This window comes from Chitinophaga dinghuensis (genome assembly GCF_003259435.1).
GTDB classification, from domain to species: Bacteria; Bacteroidota; Bacteroidia; order Chitinophagales; family Chitinophagaceae; genus Chitinophaga; species Chitinophaga dinghuensis.
The window spans coordinates 55,009-79,820 of record NZ_QLMA01000003.1 but is presented as its reverse complement, the minus strand read 5'-3'; the positions used below and the strand labels follow the sequence as shown (position 1 = coordinate 79,820).

The 24,812-nt window shown below is 45.3% G+C and carries 20 protein-coding genes; 5 read left to right on the top strand and 15 right to left on the bottom strand.

Going from position 1 to position 24,812, the window contains the following annotated elements; translation table 11 throughout:
• Positions 1–126 precede the first annotated feature (126 nt).
• Positions 127–1,239 (top strand): tRNA 2-thiouridine(34) synthase MnmA, encoded by a 1,113-nt coding sequence (gene mnmA, locus CLV59_RS09340; RefSeq protein ID WP_111591771.1) that lies wholly within the window; start codon positions 127–129, stop codon positions 1,237–1,239.
• Positions 1,240–1,354: 115 nt separating this feature from the next.
• Here mnmA and CLV59_RS09335 read toward each other — a convergent pair whose 3' ends face one another.
• From CLV59_RS09335 to CLV59_RS09320, 3 genes are all read right to left on the bottom strand, one after another.
• On the bottom strand, positions 1,355–2,524 hold the full coding sequence (locus CLV59_RS09335; RefSeq protein WP_111591770.1) for an RsmB/NOP family class I SAM-dependent RNA methyltransferase: 1,170 nt from the start codon (positions 2,522–2,524) through the stop codon (positions 1,355–1,357).
• A 509-nt stretch (positions 2,525–3,033) separates the two neighbouring features.
• Positions 3,034–4,593 carry a 2-oxoglutarate dehydrogenase complex dihydrolipoyllysine-residue succinyltransferase gene (odhB, locus tag CLV59_RS09325; RefSeq protein WP_111591768.1) on the bottom strand — a complete coding sequence of 520 codons (1,560 nt, stop codon included), beginning with the start codon at positions 4,591–4,593 and terminating at the stop codon, positions 3,034–3,036.
• A gap of 103 nt (positions 4,594–4,696) precedes the next feature.
• Positions 4,697–7,456: a 2-oxoglutarate dehydrogenase E1 component gene (locus CLV59_RS09320; RefSeq protein ID WP_111591767.1), complete on the bottom strand. Its 2,760-nt coding sequence runs from the start codon at positions 7,454–7,456 to the stop codon at positions 4,697–4,699.
• 275 nt (positions 7,457–7,731) lie between these two features.
• Here CLV59_RS09320 and rpsT point away from each other — a divergent pair, with 275 nt between their 5' ends.
• Both rpsT and CLV59_RS09310 read left to right on the top strand, forming a co-directional pair.
• Positions 7,732–7,986, top strand: a complete 255-nt coding sequence (gene rpsT / locus CLV59_RS09315) for a 30S ribosomal protein S20 (RefSeq protein WP_111591766.1) — start codon at positions 7,732–7,734, stop codon at positions 7,984–7,986.
• 91 nt (positions 7,987–8,077) lie between these two features.
• Positions 8,078–9,826, top strand: coding sequence for a M14 family metallopeptidase (locus CLV59_RS09310; RefSeq protein WP_111591765.1), 1,749 nt, complete (start codon positions 8,078–8,080; stop codon positions 9,824–9,826).
• A gap of 128 nt (positions 9,827–9,954) precedes the next feature.
• Here CLV59_RS09310 and CLV59_RS09305 read toward each other — a convergent pair whose 3' ends face one another.
• From CLV59_RS09305 to CLV59_RS09255, 11 genes are all read right to left on the bottom strand, one after another.
• Positions 9,955–10,512: an OmpH family outer membrane protein gene (locus CLV59_RS09305; protein ID WP_111591764.1), complete on the bottom strand. Its 558-nt coding sequence runs from the start codon at positions 10,510–10,512 to the stop codon at positions 9,955–9,957.
• A 220-nt stretch (positions 10,513–10,732) separates the two neighbouring features.
• Positions 10,733–11,773, bottom strand: coding sequence for a beta-ketoacyl synthase chain length factor (locus tag CLV59_RS09300; protein WP_170137690.1), 1,041 nt, complete (start codon positions 11,771–11,773; stop codon positions 10,733–10,735).
• Complete coding sequence (locus CLV59_RS09295) at positions 11,763–12,977, bottom strand: beta-ketoacyl-[acyl-carrier-protein] synthase family protein (RefSeq protein ID WP_111591762.1); 1,215 nt, start codon at positions 12,975–12,977, stop codon at positions 11,763–11,765. The genes CLV59_RS09300 and CLV59_RS09295 overlap by 11 nt, the downstream gene beginning before the upstream one ends.
• Before the next feature lie 13 nt (positions 12,978–12,990).
• Positions 12,991–13,251, bottom strand: a complete 261-nt coding sequence (locus tag CLV59_RS09290) for a phosphopantetheine-binding protein (protein ID WP_111591761.1) — start codon at positions 13,249–13,251, stop codon at positions 12,991–12,993.
• A gap of 92 nt (positions 13,252–13,343) precedes the next feature.
• The gene (locus CLV59_RS09285; protein WP_111591760.1) at positions 13,344–14,639 is read right to left on the bottom strand and encodes an ABC transporter permease; all 1,296 of its coding nucleotides are present in this window, start codon (positions 14,637–14,639) and stop codon (positions 13,344–13,346) included.
• 15 nt (positions 14,640–14,654) lie between these two features.
• A complete protein-coding gene (locus CLV59_RS09280) occupies positions 14,655–15,401 on the bottom strand; it encodes an ABC transporter ATP-binding protein (RefSeq protein ID WP_170137689.1) in 747 nt (248 codons plus the stop codon).
• A 9-nt stretch (positions 15,402–15,410) separates the two neighbouring features.
• Positions 15,411–16,412 (bottom strand): BtrH N-terminal domain-containing protein, encoded by a 1,002-nt coding sequence (locus CLV59_RS09275; protein WP_111591759.1) that lies wholly within the window; start codon positions 16,410–16,412, stop codon positions 15,411–15,413.
• 72 nt (positions 16,413–16,484) lie between these two features.
• Positions 16,485–16,883 (bottom strand): hypothetical protein, encoded by a 399-nt coding sequence (locus CLV59_RS09270; protein WP_111591758.1) that lies wholly within the window; start codon positions 16,881–16,883, stop codon positions 16,485–16,487.
• Positions 16,884–16,907: 24 nt separating this feature from the next.
• Entirely contained in the window at positions 16,908–18,044 is a 1,137-nt protein-coding gene (locus CLV59_RS09265; protein WP_111591757.1) for a beta-ketoacyl-ACP synthase III, read from the bottom strand.
• A 189-nt stretch (positions 18,045–18,233) separates the two neighbouring features.
• Positions 18,234–19,154 carry a hypothetical protein gene (locus CLV59_RS09260; RefSeq protein ID WP_111591756.1) on the bottom strand — a complete coding sequence of 307 codons (921 nt, stop codon included), beginning with the start codon at positions 19,152–19,154 and terminating at the stop codon, positions 18,234–18,236.
• 282 nt (positions 19,155–19,436) lie between these two features.
• A complete protein-coding gene (locus CLV59_RS09255) occupies positions 19,437–20,168 on the bottom strand; it encodes a head GIN domain-containing protein (RefSeq protein ID WP_111591755.1) in 732 nt (243 codons plus the stop codon).
• Between the two features lie 94 nt (positions 20,169–20,262).
• Here CLV59_RS09255 and guaA point away from each other — a divergent pair, with 94 nt between their 5' ends.
• Complete coding sequence (gene guaA, locus CLV59_RS09250; RefSeq protein ID WP_111591754.1) at positions 20,263–21,801, top strand: glutamine-hydrolyzing GMP synthase; 1,539 nt, start codon at positions 20,263–20,265, stop codon at positions 21,799–21,801.
• Between the two features lie 98 nt (positions 21,802–21,899).
• The gene (locus CLV59_RS09245; protein WP_111591753.1) at positions 21,900–23,213 is read left to right on the top strand and encodes an ABC transporter substrate-binding protein; all 1,314 of its coding nucleotides are present in this window, start codon (positions 21,900–21,902) and stop codon (positions 23,211–23,213) included.
• A gap of 82 nt (positions 23,214–23,295) precedes the next feature.
• Here the strand turns inward: CLV59_RS09245 and CLV59_RS09240 are convergent, their stop codons facing one another.
• The gene (locus CLV59_RS09240) at positions 23,296–24,678 is read right to left on the bottom strand and encodes an amidohydrolase (RefSeq protein WP_211323783.1); all 1,383 of its coding nucleotides are present in this window, start codon (positions 24,676–24,678) and stop codon (positions 23,296–23,298) included.
• Between the last annotated feature and the right edge of the window lie 134 nt (positions 24,679–24,812).

The window sequence follows — 24,812 nt, the reverse complement described above, 5'->3', positions numbered from 1 at the left end:
AACCTCAAATTGGGAAAATGATATCATCAAATAGTCAAAATCAATTGTGGTATTGCTATAATCGATAATATATGTATGCGGGTTGGCGGGATTTTAAGTAATTTTGCAGCCTTAAATTATTTGTAAATGAGCAAGCTTGGAAAAGTGCTGGTTGCCATGAGTGGCGGTATTGACAGTACAGTTACAGCACTGATGCTACATGAACAGGGGTATGAAGTGGTGGGTATCACCATGAAAACCTGGGACTACGCTTCAGCTGGGGCCAGCAAGAAGGAAACCGGCTGCTGTAACCTCGATTCCTTCAATGATGCCCGCGCAGCCGCGGTGCATCACGGATTTCCACATTTTATTCTGGATATCCGGGACGAATTCGGCGACTTCGTAATCAATAATTTCGTAGATGAATATATTGCAGGACGCACTCCTAATCCTTGCGTACTCTGCAATACCCATATCAAATGGCGCGCACTGATGAAACGCGCAGACGCAATGGACTGCGAATTTATTGCTACCGGTCACTATGCCCAAATTCGTCAGCATGATAATGGCAGACAGGTGGTCAGCAAAGGTATAGACGAACTGAAGGATCAAAGCTACGTGCTGTGGGGTATCCAGCAAGACGTATTGGCACGTACTATACTGCCTTTAGGTAAATATCGTAAAACGGAAATCAGACAGATGGCCTTCGATTTTGGCTATCCTGAACTGGCGAAGAAGGCAGAAAGCTATGAAATCTGCTTCGTTCCGGACAACGACTATCGCGGATTCCTGAAACGTAAAGTGGAAGGCCTCGAAGAAAGAGTGAACGGCGGTAATTTTGTACTTGCTGACGGCACCATCGTTGGGAAACATAAAGGTTATCCTTTCTATACTATCGGACAACGTAAAGGGCTGGATATTGCCCTCGGACGTCCGGTGTTTGTAACGGAAATCATTCCGGAAACCAATACGGTCGTACTTGGCAATGAGGATGAACTGCAAAAGAATACCATGATCGTAGGTGGCCTGAATATGGGTAAATACGAAACCATTACAGATGGTATGGAAGCGATCACCAAAATCCGTTATAAGGATAAAGGCGCGCTCAGTAGCCTCCAGAACGACAATGGCCTCATCAAAGTGAACTTCTACGAAAACGTAAAAGGTATCGCTCCCGGCCAGTCAGCCGTATTCTACGATGGCGATGATGTAATAGCCGGCGGTATCATTCACCGCGCTGCTACATTAGATAATCTGTAAGCCTAATTTAAAACACTCCTGTTTTCCGGCCCAACGGGCAAGAAAACGAAAAATAAAAAAAGGGATTGATGTCACAGACGTCAATCCCTTTTTAATTGCTGTAATTCAGCTATCATTATTCTTTATTCCGGAATCTCACAGCATACATAGTATCCGCACCATTCCCATAACCAGGAATAACGCCGCCTTCCTCTTGTACTAAATGACTATTGGAAGATATGAAGTCTGCCACTTCCTCATTTTCTTTCCTAAACACCGAACAAGTAATATAAATCAATACGCCGCCTGGCTTCACAAATGGTATAACGTTAGTGGCTATACGTTTTTGCAAATCCTGGAATTTGTTGATTTCTTCTTTCTTAAAGAAGCGAAGATTTTCCGGCGTACGTCCCCAGGTACCAGATCCGCTGCAAGGCGCATCCAGGATGATACCATCGAATTTCACGCGTCCCATAGTCCCTGGAAATGCAGGATTGGTAAGGTCTGCCACCCTTGCATCATAATTTTTAACCCCAGCGGCAGCAAAGCGCTGCTGTAAATTTTCCAGGATAGATCTTCTTACATCACTTACCAGCAATTGCACACCAGGCTGCTGATCCCGCAGCAGAATAGACTTTCCGCCGCTCGCGGCACAGCAATCCCACCAGCTCTGTCCTTTTGCAGGCTTAAACAAGTGACCGGTTTGTTGACTGCTGGCATCCTGTATTTCATACCAACTTTTATCCTTAAGAATATCTTCTATCTTAGTACCATTCGGTAAGGCAAGCGTAGTGCGGTTTTCCAGGAGTTCATACGGTATACCATTTTTTTGTAAGGCAGACACGATCTGTTCCTGCTTGTTATTGCGCACACGCAAAAAGAAATGAGGTTGCCGAAGATAGCTCCATGCAAAAGCATCTGCATTAATTCCTTGTGAAAGCTCATCTGTAAAAGGAAATAGCTGTTCAGCGGCGAGACTGCCAGCCCCACTGATGGCCAGCTTTTCTTCAGGAGCAGCAGCAATTTGCTGATTCCATTCCGGCCGCAATTGCTCCAACAAATCATTGGATTGCTGTTCACAAAGGAAGGTACCCAGCAGTAGCCGCTCCGAAATATCCATATCCGTATGCCACCATCCCAAGCGGAAATAATGGTATACGAGCTGTGAAATCCAGCGCCTGTCGCGGCTTCCCATCTGAGGATGCTGCTTAAAAAATTGTTTCAGAAAATGATGCAGCGGAAGATCGCCTTTATAGCTGTTAATTACCTTGGCTGCCGATACGAGATAACTTTCCCAACGGGTCATGCGCGAAGGTAGCGCTTTTCAGGGAAGGAATGGAGTGCGCCTTCGGCGTGGATATTTTTGCTCGCAGAGCAGCAAGGCAGCAAAGCAGCAATAGATTATTGCGGAGATAGTAGTTTGTTGTTTCTCGCAAAGGGGAAAAGGATTATTTTTTGTTGTTGGTTAAGTCTGCTGCTCTGCGAGCTATCTTTCCACCGCCCCCTTTTGCGTACTTCGCGAGAAATAACATTATAACACTAGTCTTTGCTGCTTTGCTGCTCTGCGAGCTATCTTTCCCCTACCCCTTTGCGCACTTCGCGAGAAATAACATCATAACACTAGCTTTTGCTGCTTTGCTGCTCTGCGAGCTATCTTTCCCCTACCCCTTTGCGCACTTCGCGAGAAATAACATCATAACACTAGCCTTTGCTGCTTTGCTGCCTTGCTGCTCTGCGAGCAAAAAAACAGCGCCAAAGGCGCCCAAAACAAAAAAGCCCCGGCTTTCGCCAGGGCTCCATATCTCACTAAAGAAATTATAATTTCAGCAATGCTTTCAATGGATCTTTACCGAACAACAGTTGCTCAGGATTTTCCAGCATTTCTTTTACTCTTACGAGGAAGCTTACAGACTCACGACCATCGATGATACGGTGATCATAGCTCAGCGCAATGTACATCATTGGACGGATGACAACCTGACCATTCACCGCCATCGGACGCTCCTGGATTTTGTGCATACCCAGAATCGCAGACTGAGGAATGTTGATGATCGGTGTACTCATCAGAGAACCGAACACACCACCATTGGTGATAGTGAAGGTACCACCTGTCATTTCAGGTAAAGTCAGTTTGTTCTCACGCGCTTTGGTAGCCAGGTTCAGTACTTCTTTCTCGATACCTGCCATATCCAGACTTTCTGCATTACGGATAACCGGAACCACCAGACCTTTAGGTGCAGATACTGCAATAGAGATATCGCAGTAATCGTGGTAAACCAGTTCTTCGCCATCAATGTAAGCATTTACAGAAGGGAATTCCTGTAATGCGAAGCAACTTGCTTTAGTAAAGAAGGACATGAAGCCCAGGTTTACTTCGTGTTGTTTCTTGAATACATCTTTGTATTTAGCGCGCAGCTCCATGATAGCAGTCATGTCTACCTCGTTGAAGGTAGTGAGCATAGCGGTAGTGTTCTTAGCTTCCACCAGGCGACGGGAAACAGTTTTACGCAGGTTACTCATTTTCTCACGACGTTCGCCGCGCGTAAACATTTCCTGACCGATCGCTACGCCTGGATTTTGCAGGGCAGCATATACATCGTCTTTCACGATTTTACCGTGAGCGCCGGTGCCTTTGATAGTGGCGGGATCTACATGTTTGTCAGCAATAACGGCTGCTGCTACTGGAGTAGCTTTGATATCGTTAGGAATGCTGGTAACAGGCGCTTGTTGTACTTGTGCCTGAGGGGCAGCAGCAGGAGCGGCCGGAGCAGCAGCTGGTGCAGCTTTTCCTGCAGGTCTTGCAGCGCTGGTGTCTATTTTGCAGGCAACGTCCCCGATTTTCAGGGTATCGCCTTCTTTAGCAACGAGAATCAGGGAACCTGCTTCTTCAGCGTTCAGTTCAAATGTAGCTTTCTCGGATTCAAGTTCACAAACCACTTCATCACGCTCTACATAATCACCATCTTTTTTAGTCCATTTAACCAGGGTTACTTCGCTGATAGATTCACCTACTGTAGGAACCTTCATTTCAATTACCCCTTTGTTTACGGCCGGAGCTGCTGGTACTGGTGCAGGAGTTGCTGCTGGTGCTGCCGGAGCCGCCGCAGGAGCTGCGGATGCCGCTGGCGCTGCAGCTGCAGTGTCGATAGTGCAGGCTACATCACCGATTTTCAGGGTAGCTCCTTCAGTTGCATTAGGAGCTATTTTGAGAATACCAGCTTTTTCAGCATTCAGTTCGAAGGTCGCCTTTTCAGACTCCATTTCACACAGTACTTCGTCCTGTTGCACATAATCTCCATCTTTTTTCAACCATTTCGCAATTGTTACCTCGCTAATAGATTCGCCTACCGTAGGGACTTTGATTTCGATAACCATATTTTATCAGTTGATGGTGAACCTGATATTTACTGTCTTGCAGTAGTTGTCAAACAGGCTAACAGTTAATACCAGGTATCTGTTTATTACTTTAATTTTTTTATTAGATGTTAAAAGCTGTGTCAATGATCTGCTGCTGTTCGCGAGCATGCACTTTGGCATAACCGGTAGCAGTGGATGCACTTGGGTTACGGCTGATAACACCGTAATTGATCTGTTTCAGATTCATCTGGAGGTAAGAAGCAGCGCCCATGTTCAGCGGCTCTTCCTGTACCCAGAAGAAAGTAGCTCCTTTATATTTGGCAGCAATAGCTTCCAGTTGTTTAACCGGCAGCGGATATAGCTGTTCCAAACGAACGATAGCCACATCTTTGCGATCATCTTTCGCTTGTTTGTCGCTCAGATCAAAATACATTTTACCGGTACACAGCAACACTTTCTTCACCAGTGAAGTATCCTGGATGAATGGATCGTCCAGCACTTCTTTGAAGGAACCATTGGTGAATTCTTCCATAGTAGAATAAGCGCCGGTATGACGAAGATTTGCTTTTGGAGAGAAGTTGATCAGCGGTTTGCGGAACTGCCAGGTCAACTGACGACGCAGCGCATGGAAGAAGTTAGCCGCAGTAGTAATGTTGGTCACCACCATGTTCTCTTCTGCACATTGTTGCAGGAAACGCTCAGGACGGGCATTGGAGTGATCTGGTCCACCACCTTCATAACCGTGAGGCAGCAACATTACCAAACCATTCTGTGTAGTCCATTTCTGTTCTGCACTGCTGATGTACTGGTCAATCACCGTCTGCGCACCGTTTACGAAGTCGCCATACTGTGCTTCCCAGATTACCAGGCTATTCGGAGTAGCCATTGCATATCCGTATTCAAAGCCCAGTACACCATATTCACTTAAGAGAGAGTTATAAATTCTGAATTTACCCTGATCAGGCGCCAGTTCACCCAGACGATTGTAAGTGGCGTTGGTGTTCTCATCGAACAATACCGCATGACGGTGTGAGAAGGTACCGCGTTTCACGTCTTCTCCACTCATTCTTACATCTCTTCCTTCAATTAACAGGCTACCATAAGCCAGCAGTTCGCCGGTTGCCCAGTCTACTTTACCTTCTTCCTGATACAGTTTGATTTTATCCTGCAACAGTTTGCTCACTTTACGCAGTGGCACAAAGTCGGCAGGCCATTTCATCAGTCCGTCGAACAGACGTTTGAAATCATCTTCGTTGATAGCAGTAACAGGAGATTGTTCAAAATCCTGCAGTGTAGCTTTACGTAAAGCCAGCCACCATTCTTCTGGTTTTTGATTTACATAAGGCAGTGGATGTTGTTTTACTTCATCCAGGCGAGCCTGTAATTCATCCCAGAATACTTTTTCCATTTCCTTTGCAAGGGTCTGCGCATCGGCTTCTCCATTGTTCAGCAGGAACTGGGTATATACTTCACGAGGGTTCTGATGTTTGTCGATCAACGCATACAGACTAGGTTGTGTGAACTTAGGCTCATCACCTTCGTTGTGACCGTGTTTACGGTAGCACACCATGTCGATGTATACATCTTCATTAAATTCCTGACGGTAGCGGGCAGCCAGCTGAGATACTTTTACTACTGCTTCAGCATCGTCTCCGTTTACGTGGAACACAGGCGCCTGTACAATAGAGGCAACGCTGGTACAGTAATCAGAAGAACGGGCATCATCGAAATCAGTGGTAAAGCCGATCTGGTTGTTGATTACAAAGTGAATGGTACCACCTGTGTAGTAGCCTTTCAGTTTGCTCATCTGAGCTACTTCATATACGATACCCTGACCAGCAACCGCGGCATCGCCATGGATGAGGATAGGCAGGATTTTATCGTAATCGCTGTTGTAGATAACATCTGCCTTGCTGCGCGAAAACCCGATAACGATTGGGTCTACCACTTCCAGGTGGGAAGGGTTAGGCATGAGCTGGAGATTTACCTGTTTGCCATTGGCAGTAGCTACCTGGGAACGGAAGCCGAGGTGATATTTCACATCACCGCTACCCATGGTCATATCAGGAATAGCCAGACCTTCAAATTCGTTGAAGATCTGCTCATAAGTTTTGCCGAGAATATTCGCCAGTACGTTCAGACGGCCACGGTGAGCCATACCGATAACGGATTCCTGAACGCCATATTCTACAGCCGTAGTGATCATCGCATCCAGTGCAGGAATAGTGGATTCGCCACCTTCCAAACCGAAACGTTTCTGACCAATGTATTTGGTATGCAGGAATTTTTCGAAAATTACACCCTGGTTCAACTTCTGCAGAATGCGACGACGTTGCTCCAATGGCAATGGATTGTTCATGGCCGTTTCATACTCTTTCTCCAGCCATTTTGCTTTCTCGCGGTCATTGATATAGGTATACTGAATACCTACCGATCCTGCATATATTTTATTCAGGAAGGCGAGAATGTTTTCTAATGTGGTTTTTCCCAGGCCGAGGAAGGTGCCTGCATAAAATTCTGATTTCAAATCCGCGTCACTGAGGTCGAAATTGGTGATTTCGAGCCCTGCTTTTCTGTCTTTTCTCTCACGGATTGGATTGGTCTTAGCGATCAGGTGGGCTTTTTTGCGATATGCCTGAATCAGACGATATACGCCAAATTCTTTAGCCAGCTGGTCGTTGGTCACCGGCGTTCCGCCTCCTGTTACTGCCGCTGGCGCTGCGGTACCCGCTTTACCATTGGCGTTGGATACTGCAAAATCAAACCCTTCAAAAAATTTTACCCATTCTGGGTCTACGGAATTAGGGTCTTTGCGGAAATCCTGATATAAAGATTCAATGTAAGCAGGATGTGAGTTGGTGACGAATGAGAAGTCCTTCATTTACAACGAGTTTTGCTGATCTTCAGTTCAAATACTTTTCTGTTGATCCAACATTATATAGGTAGAAATCCCACATTATATAATGTATGGGATTGCAAATATCGCTCGTTTTTCATTACCGAGTACGTAAAAAATTATAAAATAATAAGATGATTTAGTATGTACTTTATACGTGTCAATGATTTATATTTGCACACTTTAAGGATGGCTAATTTTTATTTGTATTGTTTTTAAAAAAGTATTACCTTTGCCGTCCGAAACTTGAAATTTGAAAAATGGCAAACCATAAAGCAACGAAAAAAGACGTACGTCAAAGCAAAAAGCGTAATGAACGTAACCGTTACTACGGTAAAACTACCCGTAATGCCATCCGTGACTTGAAAGCGATTACTGAGAAAGCGGCTGCGGAGAAAGAATTATCAGATGTAGCTTCTATGATCGACAAGCTGGCTAAACGTAACGTTATCCACAAAAACAAAGCTGCAAATCTGAAAAGCAAGCTGGCTAAGAAGGTATCTTCTTTGGCTTAATTGCTTCAGTAACAATATTTATAGCTCTTCCTCTCAAGGGAAGGGCTTTTTGTTTTTTTATTACAATTATATTAAAGAAAAATATATACTCATGTCCCTTTTCCAACTTTTGGGCAAGAAACTCAGTATTTCAGGCATTTTCACCCTGATTTTTCTATCCTCTTCCGCCCAACAACTGCTCACCCGTTACGAAAAAACAAATGGCCAACAAACAGCCACCTACCAGGAAGTAATTTCCTTCTATCAACAACTCTCTAAACAATACCCTCAGGTGAAAATGATGGAAATGGGACCCACAGACGCCGGATTCCCCCTCCACCTCATCATACTGAGCCCCGACCGTGACTTCGACTTCGCGTCTCTCCGGAAAAAAGATAAAAGAATCATCCTCATCAACAACGGTATCCACCCCGGCGAACCCGATGGCATAGACGCCTCCATGATGCTCCTCCGAGATATCGCCCAAGGCAAAAAATCCCTTCCAAAAAATGTCGTCCTCGCCGTAATCCCTGTCTATAATATTGGTGGCGCACTCAACCGTTCCGCTTTTTACAGAGTAGATCAAAACGGTCCGGATGCGTTCGGTAGCCGCGGAAATGCCCAAAATCTCGACTTAAACCGCGATTTTATTAAATCTGACTCCAAAAACGCCCGCAGCTTCCAACAAATCTACCATCTCACCGATCCGGATGTTTTTGTGGATAACCACGTGAGCAACGGCGCCGATTACCAACATATCATGACACTTCTCCCTACCCAACACGATAAACTCGGCGGTCCTATGGGAGAATTCCTTAATAACTCCTTCACCCCCGGCCTCTACCGCCTCATGAAGGAAAAAGGTTACGACCTCGTTCCATATGTCAATCACTTCGGCGAAACACCCGACAGCGGCTGGGTAGAGTTCAACGATTCTCCCCGCTACTCCTCCGGCTTCTCTACCCTCTTCCATACGTTCGGCTTCGTTCCCGAAACACATATGCTGAAACCTTATCCACAAAGAGTAGCAGCTACCTACGCCCTGATGGAATGCTTTATTAAATTTACTGCAGACAACAGCTCCTCCATCCGCGATCTGCGCGCTGCCACCAAAAAAGCAGTGCTCACTCAGCAACAGTTTCCGCTCGACTGGCAGTTTGATATGACCCAATACAGCACTATTACCTTCAAAGGCTTCGCCTCCGGTCATAAACCCAGCGATATCTCCGGTTTGCCACGCCTCTACTATGATCGATCCAAACCATTTGAACGTCAGGTGAAATTTTACAATCACGCGAATGCCGTGAATTTTGTGAATAAACCTACGGCCTACCTGATCCCTCAGGGCTGGTGGGCGGTCATCGACCTACTAAAAAATAATAAGGTGATCATGCAACGACTGCAAAAAGATACGACCATCCTCGTAGAGGCCTATCATATCGCTGACTATAAATCTTACAACAAACCATTCGAAAAACACTACCTCCACACGGATGTGAAAGTAACCACCAGCATGGATTCTATCCATTTCCGCAAAGGAGATTATTATATTCCGCTCAATCAGGTGGCCAACAGATTCCTCATGGAAGTACTGGAACCTACTGCCGGCGATTCCTATTTCGCATGGAATTTCTTTGACGCCGTACTCGGACAAAAAGAAGGATATAGTCCGTATGTTTTTGAAGACACGGGGTATGAATGGTTGAAACAGCACCCGGAAGTACAAGCGGAACTCTCGAAGAAAAAAGCTACCGATACTGCATTTGCTAATAATGGCCCGGCACAGTTACGTTGGGTATATCAGCAATCGCCCTACGCAGAACCGGAATATATGAGGTATCCAGTGTATAGAGTGAAGTAAGAATCCCCGCTCTATTTTCCTCTCACCACCGTACCCCAGAGCTGTTACCACATGCATGAGACATTAAAAAGTAGGCGCAGAAACTGCGCCTACTTTTTAATGTTAAGTAATTTTACTCGATAGAATTATTAATTGCCAGCATCATGTTGAAGATCTTTTTTATCGTGCTGCAGATCTTTTTCATCTTTATTTCTGTCTTTTCTTTCACGGTTCAACTTGCGTTTATCCTGCTGAACGTCTTTTGCATCCTTGTTTCTGTCTTGTATATCACTGGAAAGATCTTTCCTGTCGTGGCGGGTATCATTTTTATCGTGACCGATATCCTTGTAATCTTTTTTCAAATCAGCTCTATCTTTTGCCAGATCAGCTTTATCGCCTGACTTCTTATCACGGGCGATGTCTTGTTTATCTTTATATGCATCGCTGTAATCTTTGTGCAGATCTTTCTTATCGTGGCTAATATCTTTTCTGTCATGATTGATATCATTATTATCGTGTTTTACATCTTTGCGATCATTGCTGATATCTTTTTTGGTGTTATTTATTGCGTTGTTATCATGGTGGATATCTGCACGATCGTGGCGAATATCAGCACGGTCATGATTAGCGCGATGATTTTGTGCATTAGCCTCAAAAGATAGCAGGCCTAAAGCCAAAGTTGACAGGAGGATGGAGAGATTCTTCATAATAAAGAGTAATTTAATATGATAAATAAATTATAGTTATGATAGACTTCCATCGACATCAATTGTTTAATCAACGTATAGTTAAAAAATTACTAATGTGCGGTGAGATAAATTGATATGACATGAAAAAAGGGGCAAAGCCCCTAATAGTTTATTCGTTGAGTTAACCTGATTGATATTTCAGCGGTGAATGTAGCGGATGCTCAAAAAAGAGGTTGATTTACACCTTCTCCACCACCATCACTGTATGCTGCTCCCCATAAAAATGATTATAAATCACAATCTTCTTAAAATCTGTAGGGAACTGCGGTACCATTGGAAATAATTCCGCAGGAATACTACCTGCCTTCAGCAATGAGGCCGCCAGCCAGAGTGCAAAGGCGCCTGCTGTATCGTATTCTCCGGAGAGATGTTTGAAAGGAATAGATGGCTGTGGGAGCACATCTTGGAGCAACTGATAATAATGAGCATGATTGCTGTCGCCATTAGCGCCACTGATAATCAGATCAGCGTCTGATCCCAGTTCCTGCAGCGTAGCAGTTAATTGCGCTGCAGATGGTTTATACAACAGCTTACATGCGCTCAAAGCAGCAATGGAATTAGCATCCGCCTTGGCCCCTAAAACAAAAAAAGTACTGCCTTCTCCTGCAATAGTTCCTGGAAGATTCGTGTTTAACAAATCGATGTTGGCAACAGGATCTGCTCTCCAATGTCCAATGCGGCTCTTAATATAAAAATGCTCTGGAGTAATTTCTTCAAATGCGCCCGTAAGCGTATGAGAATAGCCTTCCTGCAACAGCATCAGGCTGTCGATCAATGCATTTTCAAAAGAAAATCCTCTGTGAACAAAAGTGTTGTTATAGTCGGTGCCCTGCTGTTGCAGCGCAATCAGTCCGTTAACGGAATTGTAAGTCGACTGAATAAATGGAGTAGGATTCAAAGCAGTTTCTTTATACTGCTCTATTTCCTTAATGAATTTTTCTGTATCCTGTAAGCTACCTTTTCCAGTACCAGTGACAATAGGCCCCGGTGTGGAAACGCCGCTAACAGCCAGGCATTTCAGCGCTGCGGTCAGCCCCATTTTCAGAATGCGGGACATTCTACGGAGACTGTTTGCAGGTATATACGGCTTGTAATCAGGCTCTATGCAAGCCAGACGGTTGCTTTCTGTACGCACCAATGGCATATTGATAATATCTCCCTCAAAAGTAGATTGGGGAGAGATAGCCGCCATTCCCTGAATATAACACTTAACCTTCATACTTGCTGAGTACCAGGGAGGCATTGTTACCTCCGAAGCCAAAAGAATTTGAAATAACATTTTTAATCAGGACTCCTTCCTTCAATTCCATCACAGGAATAATGCTGAGTTCTTCCATTTTCTCTGAGAAATTGAGATTAGGAAAGATGATCCCGTTTTGTATAGCCAGCACAGAATAGATGGCTTCTATTGCGCCTGCCGCAGCCAGTGTATGCCCCGTGAAAGGTTTGGTGGAACTAAACGGAGGCACTTTTGTACCAAACAATCGCTCCAATGCGCGCCCTTCTGAAACATCATTATTAAGGGTGGCTGTGCCATGCACATTTACATACTGTACCTCTTCCAGCGAGCGACCACTCATTGCCAGCGCATTTTTCATAGCGGCATAAGCGCCATCCCCTTCCGGTGAAGGAGAGGTAGGATGAAATGCTTCGTTAGCATTGCAGTATCCACTCAGTTCTGCCAGGATAGTACTGTTGTTGGCACGGGCAAAAGATTCACTTTCCAATACGAGGTAAGCGGCTCCTTCTCCCAGATTCAATCCGGTACGCTGATTGTCGAAAGGCCGGCAAAACTGCTTATCCACATTCTTCAACGAATTGAAGCCATTGAGGGTAAATCGTGTCAGCGCTTCTGTTCCTCCGCAGACCATCCGCTGATACATACCATGCTTAATCATACGCGCGCCAAACATCAAGGCGTTCGCAGAGGAAGAACAGGCCGTACTGATAGTGGCAATATGATCGTGGAATCCAATTGTATCAGCAATACGCTGGGTACAGTCGGCACAGTCCAGGGTATTGATACTCTGTATAAAATCGCCTTCTTTATCTGGATTGATCAGGTCGAAATAGACTTTCTCCGTATCGCACATCCCACCCACGGTACTGGCGTTAATGAACCCGGTAGGGGTAGCGGATACATCACTGATTCCTGCCTGTTGCAGGGCTTCCTGCATTGCTGCCAGTCCCAGTAATGTGGTGCGGGTGAAACCATGCTGTACAGGAATGCCGGTCTTGTCAAATAAAGCCTTGTTGGATAACTTTATTTCACCTACCGGCAATACCTGTTTGTAAATAGTATCAATATAGTCGGTAAATCCCAGTCCACTCTTCTGTTGACGCAGATGCTGCAGATTTTCGGCTACGTTATCACCTATGGCGGTGACCATTCCCATCCCAGTTATAAACACTCTTTCCGCCATGTAGCTGAATTACTTAAGCGGGTTGTTGTTTGGACTGAATGAATTCGGCCATTGACTGAACAGACTGAAGGATTTTACGACCTTCACGTGGATCTTCCACTTTGATGCCATATTGTCTTTCCAGCAATACCATCAGCTCCAGAGAGTCAATGCTGTCCAGACCCAGACCTTCCCCAAATAACGGCGCATTGTCGTCAATATCTTCTGGTTTAGTGTCTTGCAGGTTTAATGCTTCGATAATCTGTTCTTTCAGTTTCTTTTTTAATTCTTCCATAATGTTGTAGGTTTATCAACTGTCGTTGCTAACAGCAGAAGCCCATGTTAAGTGGTAAAAATACAGTTTTAGGACTGTTTTGAAAATATTTACTAGTTCATTCTTCTTTTTTCCACATATCCCGCAATTGCCAGCATAGTCAATCCTGTCAGCATTAAGCGCAAGACATTCTTCCACACATAGGCAATATTGCCGTTCCGGAGATATATGTCGTTGATGGCATCCAGGCCCCAGCTAAGCGGCGACAAACGCCCCACTACCTGCATTTTCATGGGCATGATTTCCAGGGGAATCCAGATTCCGCCAATGGCAGAGAGTATCACAATGGAAATAGCGCCAAAATTCAAGGCCTGGTTAGGCGTCTTAAACAATGTGCCAATAAGAATGCCATAAGAAGTGGCTGCCAGGCCTATGGCCGAAGCTACCAGCAAGGTGGCTCCTGCATCCCGGCCCATTACCAGCCTTGGTAAATCCAGCAATGGCATAATGTAAATGCCTACGAGCATCATGCAGTAGAATTGTACGACACAAATGCCTACAAAAAACAACATTTTCCCCGCCAGGATTTCCAGGTAAGAACCAGGTATCAGCTTCATTCTCAGCAGACTACCATCTTCCCTTTCTCTGATCATATTTCCTGCAATAGGTATCACAATGAAAAACATCGCGAAAATGCTCCATGCAGGTACGTTATGCTGTACAGAGTTGGAAATCACGTCTATCTGCTGGCCGGTACCGGTAGATTCTTCTTTTAATCCTACTGCCTGTAGCTTTATCGGGAGCGTATCCGACGCTGCTGTGACAGTAGTGTCTTTACTTCTTAATTCCTGACGAATCCGACCCAATAACATATCTGTTTCCACCTGTGTCAGGAAATTATCAATTGCCTGATGGATTGCACCTTTGAAGGCTTTCTTCGCAGCAGGATCAAAATATACAACAACATTCAGGGAATCGCTTCCTTTTTTCACCGGCAGGGCAAGGGTCATGCCCATCCGATGGGAAATATCATTCACAATTCTGTTGGCATTGCTGACAATAGAGCCAGTAGCGCCGGACGGAATGATGATACTGATTTTGTAAGTACCGTCATTGACCAACTGTCGGGCCTTCTCTGTGGTCAGCGGTTGGCCGTCAAGGGAATCAATGATGCGGAATTGTCCTCCTACCTCAAGTCCTTCCCTGATGGAACGTCCGAGGCGGCCATGATCGTTGTCTACCGTCAGGATATCAAATTTTACTTCCTGATAATCTTTAAACGGCGCATCCTGGATCAAGGCCATCACAGTAATCAACACTACAGGCATCACGAAAAGCAGGGTGAGTCCTGTTTTATCGCGAACCAGTAATTGCCATTCTTTTCTTATAGTAGCCAGTAACCGTAGCATGAATCTAAAATAGTGTTAATCGCGTAAGGCATGACCGGTATAGTGCAGGAATACATCTTCGAGGTTATCACAGGTTGGCTGCGATTGTATCAGCTCTTTCGGATTGCCTTGCACAATCATCTGTCCTTCATCCATAATTACCACCTCCTCGCATAATGATTGTGCTTCTTCCAGCAGGTGCGACGTATACAGGATACTGTTGCCCTGACGGTTGTAGTCACGCAGGAATTGCAGAATCATTCCTCTTGATTGTACGTCCACACCTGCGGTGGGTTCATCCAATACAAGGAGGGATGGATTATGTAATATAGCTGCGATGATATTAGCTCTGCGCTTCATACCACCGGAGTATTTGTAAATTTCTTTATGAGCGCTTTTCTCCAGTCCGAATACTTCCAGTAACTCCATAATCCGCTGTAGCAGTGCCTTTCCTTTGAAACCATAGAGGTTCCCGAAATAGGTCAGGTTTTCTACTGCGCTCAGTTGCGGATAAAGTGCAATTCTTTGCGGCACTACGCCAATCAACTTTTTGATACGTTCCCGATGCGCTGCATCCTGGGGCATATCATTGATCAATACCTGGCCATCGTTTGCACGCACCAGGCCGCAAATAATTGAAATGGTGGTGGTTTTTCCAGCTCCGTTAGGTCCCAGTAAGCCCGCAATGCTTCCCTCTCTAAATGAGAAGGAAAGGCCTTTGAGCGTTGGTTCCTCTGCACCTTTGTACGTTTTATACAAATCTTTTACGACAATGCCGGCCATATCTGAAATTTAAATTGCCTTACTGAGTTTACGGAAAAAGGCTTCCTCGGCGGCAGCAGTTCTGAAGAGCATTTCGCTCAGGTCGCTATAGGAAGTATTATCTGCACTGCGACTTTTGCAGACGCGGCCTGCTGAAAAGGCGAAGTTGCGCCACAGATCACCGATCTGCGTGAGTTCTCCCGCCAGTTTTTCCAGTTCCGGTTTTTTGAGAATGGGGGCAGCTTCCTGCAGGAAGGCTGCATATACAAAACGGAATCCGGCGCCACCAGTACCAATTTCTTCCTGCATACGGATGATATTGCCCAGGTAAAGGGCAGCACGGCGGTCGTCCAGTTTTTCCGGATATTTCTTTACTCTCTTTGCCAGGAATCGGATACCATCTACGCCAAACATGGGTATTGGTACCTTCAACATATAGTGGCAGGTTTGCTTGATACCTTCGATCACCGGTTTTTCGAAAGATACCTGGGTAGGTACGCTAACAGGATAATACATTTTTCCTTTAGGCGCAGGGAACCCTTTCGCAAAGCGGGCCTGAATGAGGCTTTCCGGATCAATCTCCGTCACCGTATCCATTACCGGATCACTGACCAGATAATTATTGTCTTTCTTTCCATACACAACCAGGTTATGCGCATTGAAATGGAAGCGGTAAGAAGGAGGAAAATAAGGCAGATAATAAACGCTGGATTGCAATCCTACCGGGGTTCCGGCAGCAATAGTTTCATCCAGAGTGGCCATTCCTTTCTCGGGGCTGCTAAACTTCTGCGCTTTCATTTTCACACCGAGCCGGTCGCATACACGCTGGAATATAGCGCCAGGCCATATTCTGTAGGTTGTTCCAGGCACGCCATTCACCTTCACAAACGGCAGGTGGCCGAAGAAAAGGCCTGCTCCAATACCGAAAGCCATTGGTTCACTGATTTTCAGGCCATGATGCCCCAGCAGATTGGAGATGACACCGCTTTCACAGTGTGCTGTTTGTGAGTGATGGAATTGAATATCGTTCATAACATTTTATATATCCCAAAGAATCAGACGGAGTTCCGGTAATCGAAACTCCGTCTGAAACTGGCGATTTATTTATTTGATCTGCTGCAGATCTGAGATACTAATCTTGAAAGCATCGGCATAGCGCTGCAACATTTTCTGGCTGAGTCGCCGGAATACAGCGGGTTTCATATGTCGCTTTACCTGCCACTGGAATTTGCCTACATAGTTTGCCAGCAGGGGCAAATCCATGATATTCTTTTCCATGTAATAGGCTACCGGACTGATTTCTCCGGTCAGCACCCGTTGCCTGGCAGCTTCTATTCGTTGATTCACTTCTTCCCAGGCCTGTCCCAGTGCGATGTTTTCAGGCTCCCAGCCTGCACTTTGCACCTGCACATAACTTCCTGAGTTATCCACCGCATACATAATCTGTTTGAATGTACCCTCATGGAGGTTGTCGCTATCCTGTGGTACTTCCTCTTTTTTCATGGCAGCAGTTTTAAAGGTGAATACTTACACAACAGTGATCTGAGCGTAAGCATAAGAGAAACGTGCACTTTCCGGAACCATCATCACAATCTTCTGACCTTTTTTCAGTTGACCGGTATTCATCAGTTCTTCCAGCATCAGGTAAGGAGATGCAGTACCTACGTTACCTACATTCGCCAGGTTGGTAAACCATTTATCCAGCGGAATAGGAACGCCGATACGGCTAATTTCCTCCTCGATTTTAAGGCGGAAGAATTCAGAAGAGAGGTGAGGCAGGAACCAGTCGATCTCATCGAGGTTAATATTATAACGCTCTACGAGTTGTTTCCACATTTGTGCTCCGGAAGGAACAATATTTTTTCCGAGCAGGCGGGTATCCTGTTTGAAGGAGAATACGCTATGGAACGCCCATTCGTCGGGAGTCATTTCAATCCAGCCTTTGGTTTCGCCATCATCCGTTTTGATTGCGCCGGAATACATACATGTTTCCAGTTCATGGGCATAGGAAGCAATTTCCACCCAGTCTACGCGGAGAGACAGTCCTTCTTCATTTGGTTTATCAGAGAAGAGGGCCGCACTGGCGCCATCGGAGAGCATCCAGCGGAGGAAGTCTTTTTCAAAGGCGATAAAACCATTTTGTTCGAGGGCTTTCTGTGCATCTGCTTCCGGCTGGAATTTTTCCGCCAGCATCCATGCAGAGAATTTCTCAGAACCGGTGCTTACCGCATTGGAAGTATTTCCGCAACGGATAGACATCCAGGCATATTTGAAGGCTTGCATACCAGCAGCGCAAGCGCCGGTAGCAGCAATAAGTTCAACAGGCTGGCATTTCAGCAAACCGTGCACCATCGCTGCGTGGTTAGGCAGCATCTGGTCAGGAGAAGTTGTACCACAGGCCAATAATTGGAGGTTGTTGATGGGATTTTTCTCATCAAACAGCGCTTTTACCGCTTCAGCAGTCATTTCCGCATTGGTATGAGTGGATTTACCTTCGTTGTCCAGCGAATAATAACGGGTTTTGATTTTGTTATTTCCCAAAATCTTCAGACGCATACGGGAGGCTTTTCCATCCACCATCCCAAGAATGCTTTCCATTTCATCATTTTCGACAGGCTTGTTCGGTAAAAATTTAGAGAGCCTGGTTATATATACTTCCTTCATTTGAAAATAATTCGACTATTAAGGTTACATGCTAAACCTTAGCAGCGCCACGGTGAAAAACATGTTTTGATTTGTATAAAATACTATACGGACGTAAATATAGAATTCTAATCTGAATTACAATTATTACGCCACCAGACAAAAACGGCCCTGGGAATTTCGGGCTGGCATAGAAAATTCCTCTTTCACCTAGCGCAGGGAAATACCTTTATAGTACTCAACCTCGCGTTGGAGCTCGTTTTTCTTGAGATTTAATTTGATGAGAGAAGATATAAGTGTAATGGGTGTCAGTACAAAAATACCTACCAACAACAATGACCTGTACATCGTAACACGCGGCTGGCGCGCCTCTGCGCCTGGTCCGCCTTTGGCGCTGATAAATTTGGCCCAGTAACGGAACGCCTTGATGCCTCTGTCTTCCAGCAGGATCAGGTTAGGCAGCAGTTCTACAGAATCCAATGCCAACAATTCCGGATGAAGGGTATTCCAGCTATTATTGGAAAGCGCCTTCTCTATCGGAGCCGCAAACCTATTGCTGGTAACGATTTCATTCTCCTGTACGCCAGCTTGTGGTAAATAGCGGGTAGCCTCTTTTTTACCTTTAAATGCCCAGCGTAAAACAGTGATTAATGAAACCAGATTAGGGGATTTATCAACAAGTACAATATTTCCAACCAACTTTGCACCAGCCTTATCAAGATATCCTTTTACTTTCTCCTGTGCGTTCAGCCACATATTGCGGCTTCCCAACAGGGTGATCACATTCTTCCCTTTCAGCAACTGTGCGCCCTGCTCACTTTGCAGGAAGGCCGCCGTTGGCTGGGAAGGCGATAAAAACCAAGGCTGGTAAGCCAGTATCACCAGGTCGAAATGCGCATTCACATCCACTTTCAGCGGCTGAATACCACGCGGCCTGCCCAATACTGTTTCCGGCATCGTGTCATAAAATGTCTGCTTCTTCCATGGAAAAACAAAAGGCTCCACAGGAACCAGTTGCTCATAGGTTACATCCACTTTGCCGTCCAGCGGCGCCAACACATGATCTACAATCCTTTTCAGTTGTCCGGTTTGCGTATAATATACTACCAGGACCTTCGGTTTTACATTCATAAAAGAACAGGAGGTTCAACAATTTCAAGCTGTAAACTTACAAAAAAGATATTATCATTTATATGATTTAAAGATAATTTGATATAAGCATTGCTGAACATATGGGGAGGAAATGGGGACTTAGTTGGAGCTTTTTATCTTGTGCCCCAGGCCAGGTACTGCCACAATCGGCTTACTATTAATTTGGTGCAGTACCTGGACTTAAGGACTTTGAATCATCTAAATAACTAACAATCAGTCGTTTTATGATACAAAATATGTTAAAATTTTGTAAAAAATATTTTACTCAGCTTTCTGAATAGTGCCAGAACCCGCGATGGATGAGCTAACCTGCGGAGATCCCTTGTAAATAATACTACCCGCTCCAGCAATTTTTGCTTTCAGACTTACGCTGGCATGTACGCGTGCATCGCCACTACCTGCAATAGAAACGCTGGCATTTTCAGACAATAGGTCCGGGGAGATGAAATTACCTGCACCGGCAATAGATACATGCAGATCCCTGGTTTGACCAGTGAGTTTGATATCTCCTGCGCCAGCAATGCTGGAAGAAACTTTAGGAGCATCCACTTTACCGGTAATACTGCCTGCACCAGCAATTTTAACCGTCATCTCATCTTTGCTGCTGAATGTACCCTCCAATTCAATATCTCCGGCGCCAGCAACTACTACTTTATTTAATTCGGTTGTAGAGAGATACACGTCATACGCCTTATGTGTTCTCGCATTAACATCGTCTTTGAGCCTAATCGTCAATTTATCGCCTTCCCGCTCCAGTAAAATCAGTGGAACAATATTGCTTTCTGCTTCTATCACAGCTGTTTTAGCTTCGCCCTGCTGCAAATGCACCTTCATCCCAGCTTTTACGGCCAAACTGGTAAAAGGAGTAATCGGACGTTCTTCCTTAATTACATTTCCGTTACCATTAACGGTTACAATGTTGCAGGATGGGAAAAGAGCAATGGCAGTCAGGGGTAATAGCAGCCAGGTAAAACGGCATAAGTTCATTCTCATAAATAGGTAGATTATTCCGAAATATACAACCAGAATTCGGAATTTGGAATTTCAAAAGCCGAATTTCGGGGAATGACTTTATCTTTGCACCACCATGACAGAAAAGATACTTATCCTCGATTTCGGTTCTCAGTATACGCAGCTCATCGCTCGCAGCATCCGCGAACTGAATGTTTATTGCGAAATTAAGCCTTGTCTCCAGCCAATTGCCTGGGACGAATCCATCAAAGGAATTATTTTATCCGGAAGTCCGTTTTCCGTGAATGATCCAAATGCTCCTTCTGTAGATATCGCAGCTATGGCTGCCAAAGTACCTGTACTGGGTGTCTGCTACGGCGCACAGCTGATGGCTAAAAACTTCGGCGGAGAAGTGGCTAAAAGTAATATCCGCGAATACGGCCGCGCCTTTATGGAACACAATGACAAAGAGGAAAAGTTATTGTACGATATCTCAGGAAAAAGCCAGGTTTGGATGAGCCACTCCGATACCATCAAACGCATTCCTGAATCCTTCGACATCATCGCTACCACCGAAAACATCCCGGTAGCCGCCTTCAAAAGCACTTCCGTTGCCGCAAACCCTATCTTCGGTCTGCAATTCCATCCGGAAGTAACCCACTCCCTGGAAGGCAAACAAATCATCCGCAACTTCCTCCTCCATATCTGTGGTTGCACACAGGACTGGACTCCGGCGCAATTCGTTCAGGAAACGATCGCCAAAATCAAGGAACAAGTGGGCGATAAACGAGTGGTAATGGCTCTCAGCGGTGGAGTAGACAGTACTGTAGCTGCAGAACTGATCCACAAAGCCATCGGCAAAAACCTTTTCTGCATATTCGTGGATAACGGCCTCCTCCGTAAGGATGAATTCGAAACCGTCCTCGAATCTTACAAACACATGGGCCTCAACGTAAAAGGTATCAACGCTAAAGATCTCTTCTACGCCCAACTGGACGGCGTTTCCGATCCAGAAAAGAAACGTAAAATCATCGGTCGCCTCTTCATCGAAGTATTCCAACATGAAGCTGCTGAACTGAAAGATATATCCTTCCTCGGACAAGGTACCATCTACCCAGATGTAATCGAATCCGTTTCTGTAAATGGTCCTTCCGTTACCATCAAATCCCACCACAACGTGGGCGGCCTGCCAGAAAAAATGAACATGCAACTGGTAGAACCACTGCGCTTCCTCTTTAAAGACGAAGTACGCCGTGTAGGTCGCGAAATCGGCATCAGCGATATCTTCCTCGGACGCCATCCGTTCCCAGGCCCAGGTCTCGCTATCCGTATCCTCGGCGCCATCACTCCTGAAAAAGTACAAATGCTCCAGGAAGCAGACGCTATCTATGTGGAAGGTCTCCGCGAAGCAGGACTGTACGACAAAGTTTGGCAGGCAGGCACTATCCTCCTCCCTGTTCAAAGCGTTGGCGTTATGGGCGACGAACGTACCTACGAATTCACTGTAGCACTCCGTGCTGTGACCTCCGTAGACGGTATGACCGCCGATTGGGCCCATCTGCCATACGAATTCCTGGCAAAAATGTCTAACGACATCATCAACAGGGTAAAAGGTATTAACCGTGTTGTTTACGATATCAGCTCCAAACCTCCTGCTACCATCGAGTGGGAATAAGAGGATTTTGGACTTTCAAATAACCGATCGGCACAACTTATGCAGTAGCTGCCGATCGGTTGTTAAATTTATATCAAGCACACAAACTGCCAATTGTTATGAACCTATCTTTTTCTATAAAACACCTGCTGGCCGGAGCCGCTGTAGCATTAGCTTTCAGTGCCTGCTCCTCTTCCCGCAAAACCGTTTCCAGACCGGCTCCCCCTCCTACAGCCACCACCAACAAACCAGCCCCCGAGAAAAAGCCGGAACCCAAAGCCGACAAAAAAATCCCCTTTAATGTTCCCGCTTTCGCCAAAGACGTGAAAAGAGCGTCCTATAATGTGGCCATCTTCGCTCCATTATACCTCGACTCCGCCTTTGCTGGCTCCAACGATATTGCTGGTCGTACCATGCCACGCTATGTACTACCCGGCCTCGAGTTCTACGAAGGCGCCCAACTGGCACTGGACTCCCTCCAAAGCCAAGGCTACAACCTCCGTGTAACCGTATACGACAGTAAAGGCAAACAGTCTGTTTCCAATCTCATCCACTCTAAAGTGCTGGACGCTACTGACCTGATCATCGGTTCCGTTACCAACCCAGACCTGAAAGAACTCAGCGATTTCTCCCGCGATAAAAATATCAACTTCATCTCTGCTACATACCCCAACGATGGCGGCGTAACAGACAACCCTTTCCTCTTTATTTCCAACAGCACGCTGAAAACACACTGCGAAGCCATTCAGAAATATGTACAGGAAAGCTTCTCCAGCAAAAACATCGTACTGCTACGCAGAAACACTGCTTTTGAAAATCGCATGGCTGCTGATTTTAAAACAGCCTACGAAAAAATGGACAATCCGAAAAAGTCACGCATCCGCGAAGTGATCTGGCAGGAAGGCACTACGCCGGAAGAACTGTCCAAATACCTGCTGACAGATCGTACCAATATCGTGATTGTTACTGCACTGGATGAAAATGGCGCAAAAACATTGCTCCGTAAACTAAATACCAACGCTGCTACTTATCCAATGCAGATCTACGGAATGCCAACATGGGATGTTTTCCGCTTCAAAGAACCGGAATTCAAAGGCATGCAGATCTACTACTCTTCTCCTTACTTCAACGATAAAAATGATCCATACAGCCGCTATGTAACGGACTACTTCCGCAAAACATACCGCGCACGCCCTTCTGACATGGCCTTCAAAGGTTTTGATATGACCTATTACTTTGTACGCCAACTCAGACAAAATGGAGTGTATTTCAATGCAGAGGTGAACGAGTCTCCCAAAATCATCTCCCAATACAACTTCCAACCTGTTTACATCAAAGAAGGAGAACAAACGCCTTCTTACTTCGAGAATAAAAATATCTACATCATCCAAAAAGGAGAGAATGAAGATATTAAGATGAACACCAGGAATTAATAACAACCTTCATAAAAGCAACAGGCTGTATCGCTCATCGATACAGCCTGTTGCTTTTATGTGAATGCCAGTTTATCCGACACTACTTTTTCGCCAAAGCAGCTTCATTCCCCAACAAAGTAAGCATAGATACTACGCCCACTTTCGTTCCATAGGGAAGCGCAGTCAGATCCAGTTTGAAGTCGCCATTATGCGCATTAAAAGGAAGTTCCCCCTTTTTCCAGGCATTGGCAAAATCCTCCGGATTGGCAACACCCACCTGAACATAACAATACTCTACAGTAGGTTTTAAATGCAATACCAGATGATGAAAATCTTCAGATCCCATCACAGACGGTAGAATTGTTTCATCAAGTAAGGTAATAGTGGAATCCGACTCCTTCAAGTTCTGCTTAAATGATGCCTGTAATGTTTGAGTCAGCGCTTGTGCATTCACTAAAGGTTCTGCCCATCCTTTGAAAACATGGGTCGGACTATCCTTTTCCGGCATGCCATAAGCCCTGGCAATACTCTTGTCCATCCGAATGATAGAATTGATCATGGTATCCCTGTCTGCATGGCTATACCAACGGAGATTTACCTTCAACAAGGCGCTAGGTGGAATGACATTATTATCCAATCCTGCTTTCACAGAACCCACGGTCAACACAGCCGCGTTTTTAGGGTTAATTCCTCTGCTTACAATCGTCTGATATTGCAATATAGCATTGGCCGCCATTACTACCGGGTCTATGCAGAAATTAGGCGTACTTCCATGCCCCCCAATACCATAAAATGTAACGTCAATCTGATCTGTTCCTGCCATCCGTGCCCCAGTAGCTGCAGCCACCATGCCTACGGCCACCGGCGCCGTATGAATTCCAAACAAATACTTAGGTTCAGGGATGTGGTATTTTTCATACATGTTATCTTTTACAGCCATCGCTTCGGCCCCAAGAATAAGCTCCTCCGCCGGTTGCCCAATGAATACAACCGTGCCTTTCCAAAGCTTTCTATGATCGTTCATGAATTTGGCCACGGCCAACATCCATGTTGTATGCGCATCATGACCACATGCATGCATAACGGGAGTAATTGTACCATCTTCCAATTTAACAGAATCCCTGCTGGCATAAGGGACATCAGCCGTTTCATAGACTGAGTTACAATCCATATCGGCTCTATACATCACTATCGGTCCCTCTCCATTCTTCATTATACCGGCAACACCGGTTCCTCCAATATGAGTGATAGTATCACATCCATAATTCTTTAGTTCCTGAGCCACCAATGCAGCCGTATTATACTCATGAAACCCAAGTTCCGGATGCTGATGAATACGCTTAAAAATGCCATCAAAATATTGCTGATCAGTAGCAATATCTTTTGTGATGGTAGCCATGTCAAGATTTTTACTTCGCTGGGCTGTAGCGTTAAAGGTCAGAAACAGGATAAAACATGCGCTCAACAATGATTTGGTTTTCATAAATGGGGTATTAATAAAGGTTAGTAAGAGAGAAATAATAATAGATAAACCTATACATCTCCCCACCTTAAAAAGTTCAAAGCCCGATGTTAGCCGCAATAAAAAAAGGGGATCAAGCTTAATTGATCCCCTTT

Excerpts from the sequence above, each read along its gene's own strand:
- odhB (WP_111591768.1), bottom strand. The coding sequence starts at position 4,593 with ATGGTTATCGAAATCAAAGTCCCTACGGTAGGCGAATCTATTAGCGAG.
- mnmA (WP_111591771.1), top strand. The coding sequence starts at position 127 with ATGAGCAAGCTTGGAAAAGTGCTGGTTGCCATGAGTGGCGGTATTGAC.
- CLV59_RS09255 (WP_111591755.1), bottom strand. The coding sequence starts at position 20,168 with ATGAGAATGAACTTATGCCGTTTTACCTGGCTGCTATTACCCCTGACT.
- CLV59_RS09310 (WP_111591765.1), top strand. The coding sequence starts at position 8,078 with ATGTCCCTTTTCCAACTTTTGGGCAAGAAACTCAGTATTTCAGGCATT.
- CLV59_RS09295 (WP_111591762.1), bottom strand. The coding sequence starts at position 12,977 with ATGGCGGAAAGAGTGTTTATAACTGGGATGGGAATGGTCACCGCCATA.
- CLV59_RS09265 (WP_111591757.1), bottom strand. The coding sequence starts at position 18,044 with ATGAAGGAAGTATATATAACCAGGCTCTCTAAATTTTTACCGAACAAG.
- CLV59_RS09290 (WP_111591761.1), bottom strand. The coding sequence starts at position 13,251 with ATGGAAGAATTAAAAAAGAAACTGAAAGAACAGATTATCGAAGCATTA.
- CLV59_RS09270 (WP_111591758.1), bottom strand. The coding sequence starts at position 16,883 with ATGAAAAAAGAGGAAGTACCACAGGATAGCGACAACCTCCATGAGGGT.
- guaA (WP_111591754.1), top strand. The coding sequence starts at position 20,263 with ATGACAGAAAAGATACTTATCCTCGATTTCGGTTCTCAGTATACGCAG.
- CLV59_RS09335 (WP_111591770.1), bottom strand. The coding sequence starts at position 2,524 with ATGACCCGTTGGGAAAGTTATCTCGTATCGGCAGCCAAGGTAATTAAC.
- CLV59_RS09305 (WP_111591764.1), bottom strand. The coding sequence starts at position 10,512 with ATGAAGAATCTCTCCATCCTCCTGTCAACTTTGGCTTTAGGCCTGCTA.
- CLV59_RS09285 (WP_111591760.1), bottom strand. The coding sequence starts at position 14,639 with ATGCTACGGTTACTGGCTACTATAAGAAAAGAATGGCAATTACTGGTT.
- CLV59_RS09245 (WP_111591753.1), top strand. The coding sequence starts at position 21,900 with ATGAACCTATCTTTTTCTATAAAACACCTGCTGGCCGGAGCCGCTGTA.
- CLV59_RS09275 (WP_111591759.1), bottom strand. The coding sequence starts at position 16,412 with ATGAACGATATTCAATTCCATCACTCACAAACAGCACACTGTGAAAGC.
- CLV59_RS09260 (WP_111591756.1), bottom strand. The coding sequence starts at position 19,154 with ATGAATGTAAAACCGAAGGTCCTGGTAGTATATTATACGCAAACCGGA.
- CLV59_RS09300 (WP_170137690.1), bottom strand. The coding sequence starts at position 11,773 with ATGAAGGTTAAGTGTTATATTCAGGGAATGGCGGCTATCTCTCCCCAA.
- CLV59_RS09320 (WP_111591767.1), bottom strand. The coding sequence starts at position 7,456 with ATGAAGGACTTCTCATTCGTCACCAACTCACATCCTGCTTACATTGAA.
- CLV59_RS09280 (WP_170137689.1), bottom strand. The coding sequence starts at position 15,401 with ATGGCCGGCATTGTCGTAAAAGATTTGTATAAAACGTACAAAGGTGCA.
- rpsT (WP_111591766.1), top strand. The coding sequence starts at position 7,732 with ATGGCAAACCATAAAGCAACGAAAAAAGACGTACGTCAAAGCAAAAAG.
- CLV59_RS09240 (WP_211323783.1), bottom strand. The coding sequence starts at position 24,678 with ATGAAAACCAAATCATTGTTGAGCGCATGTTTTATCCTGTTTCTGACC.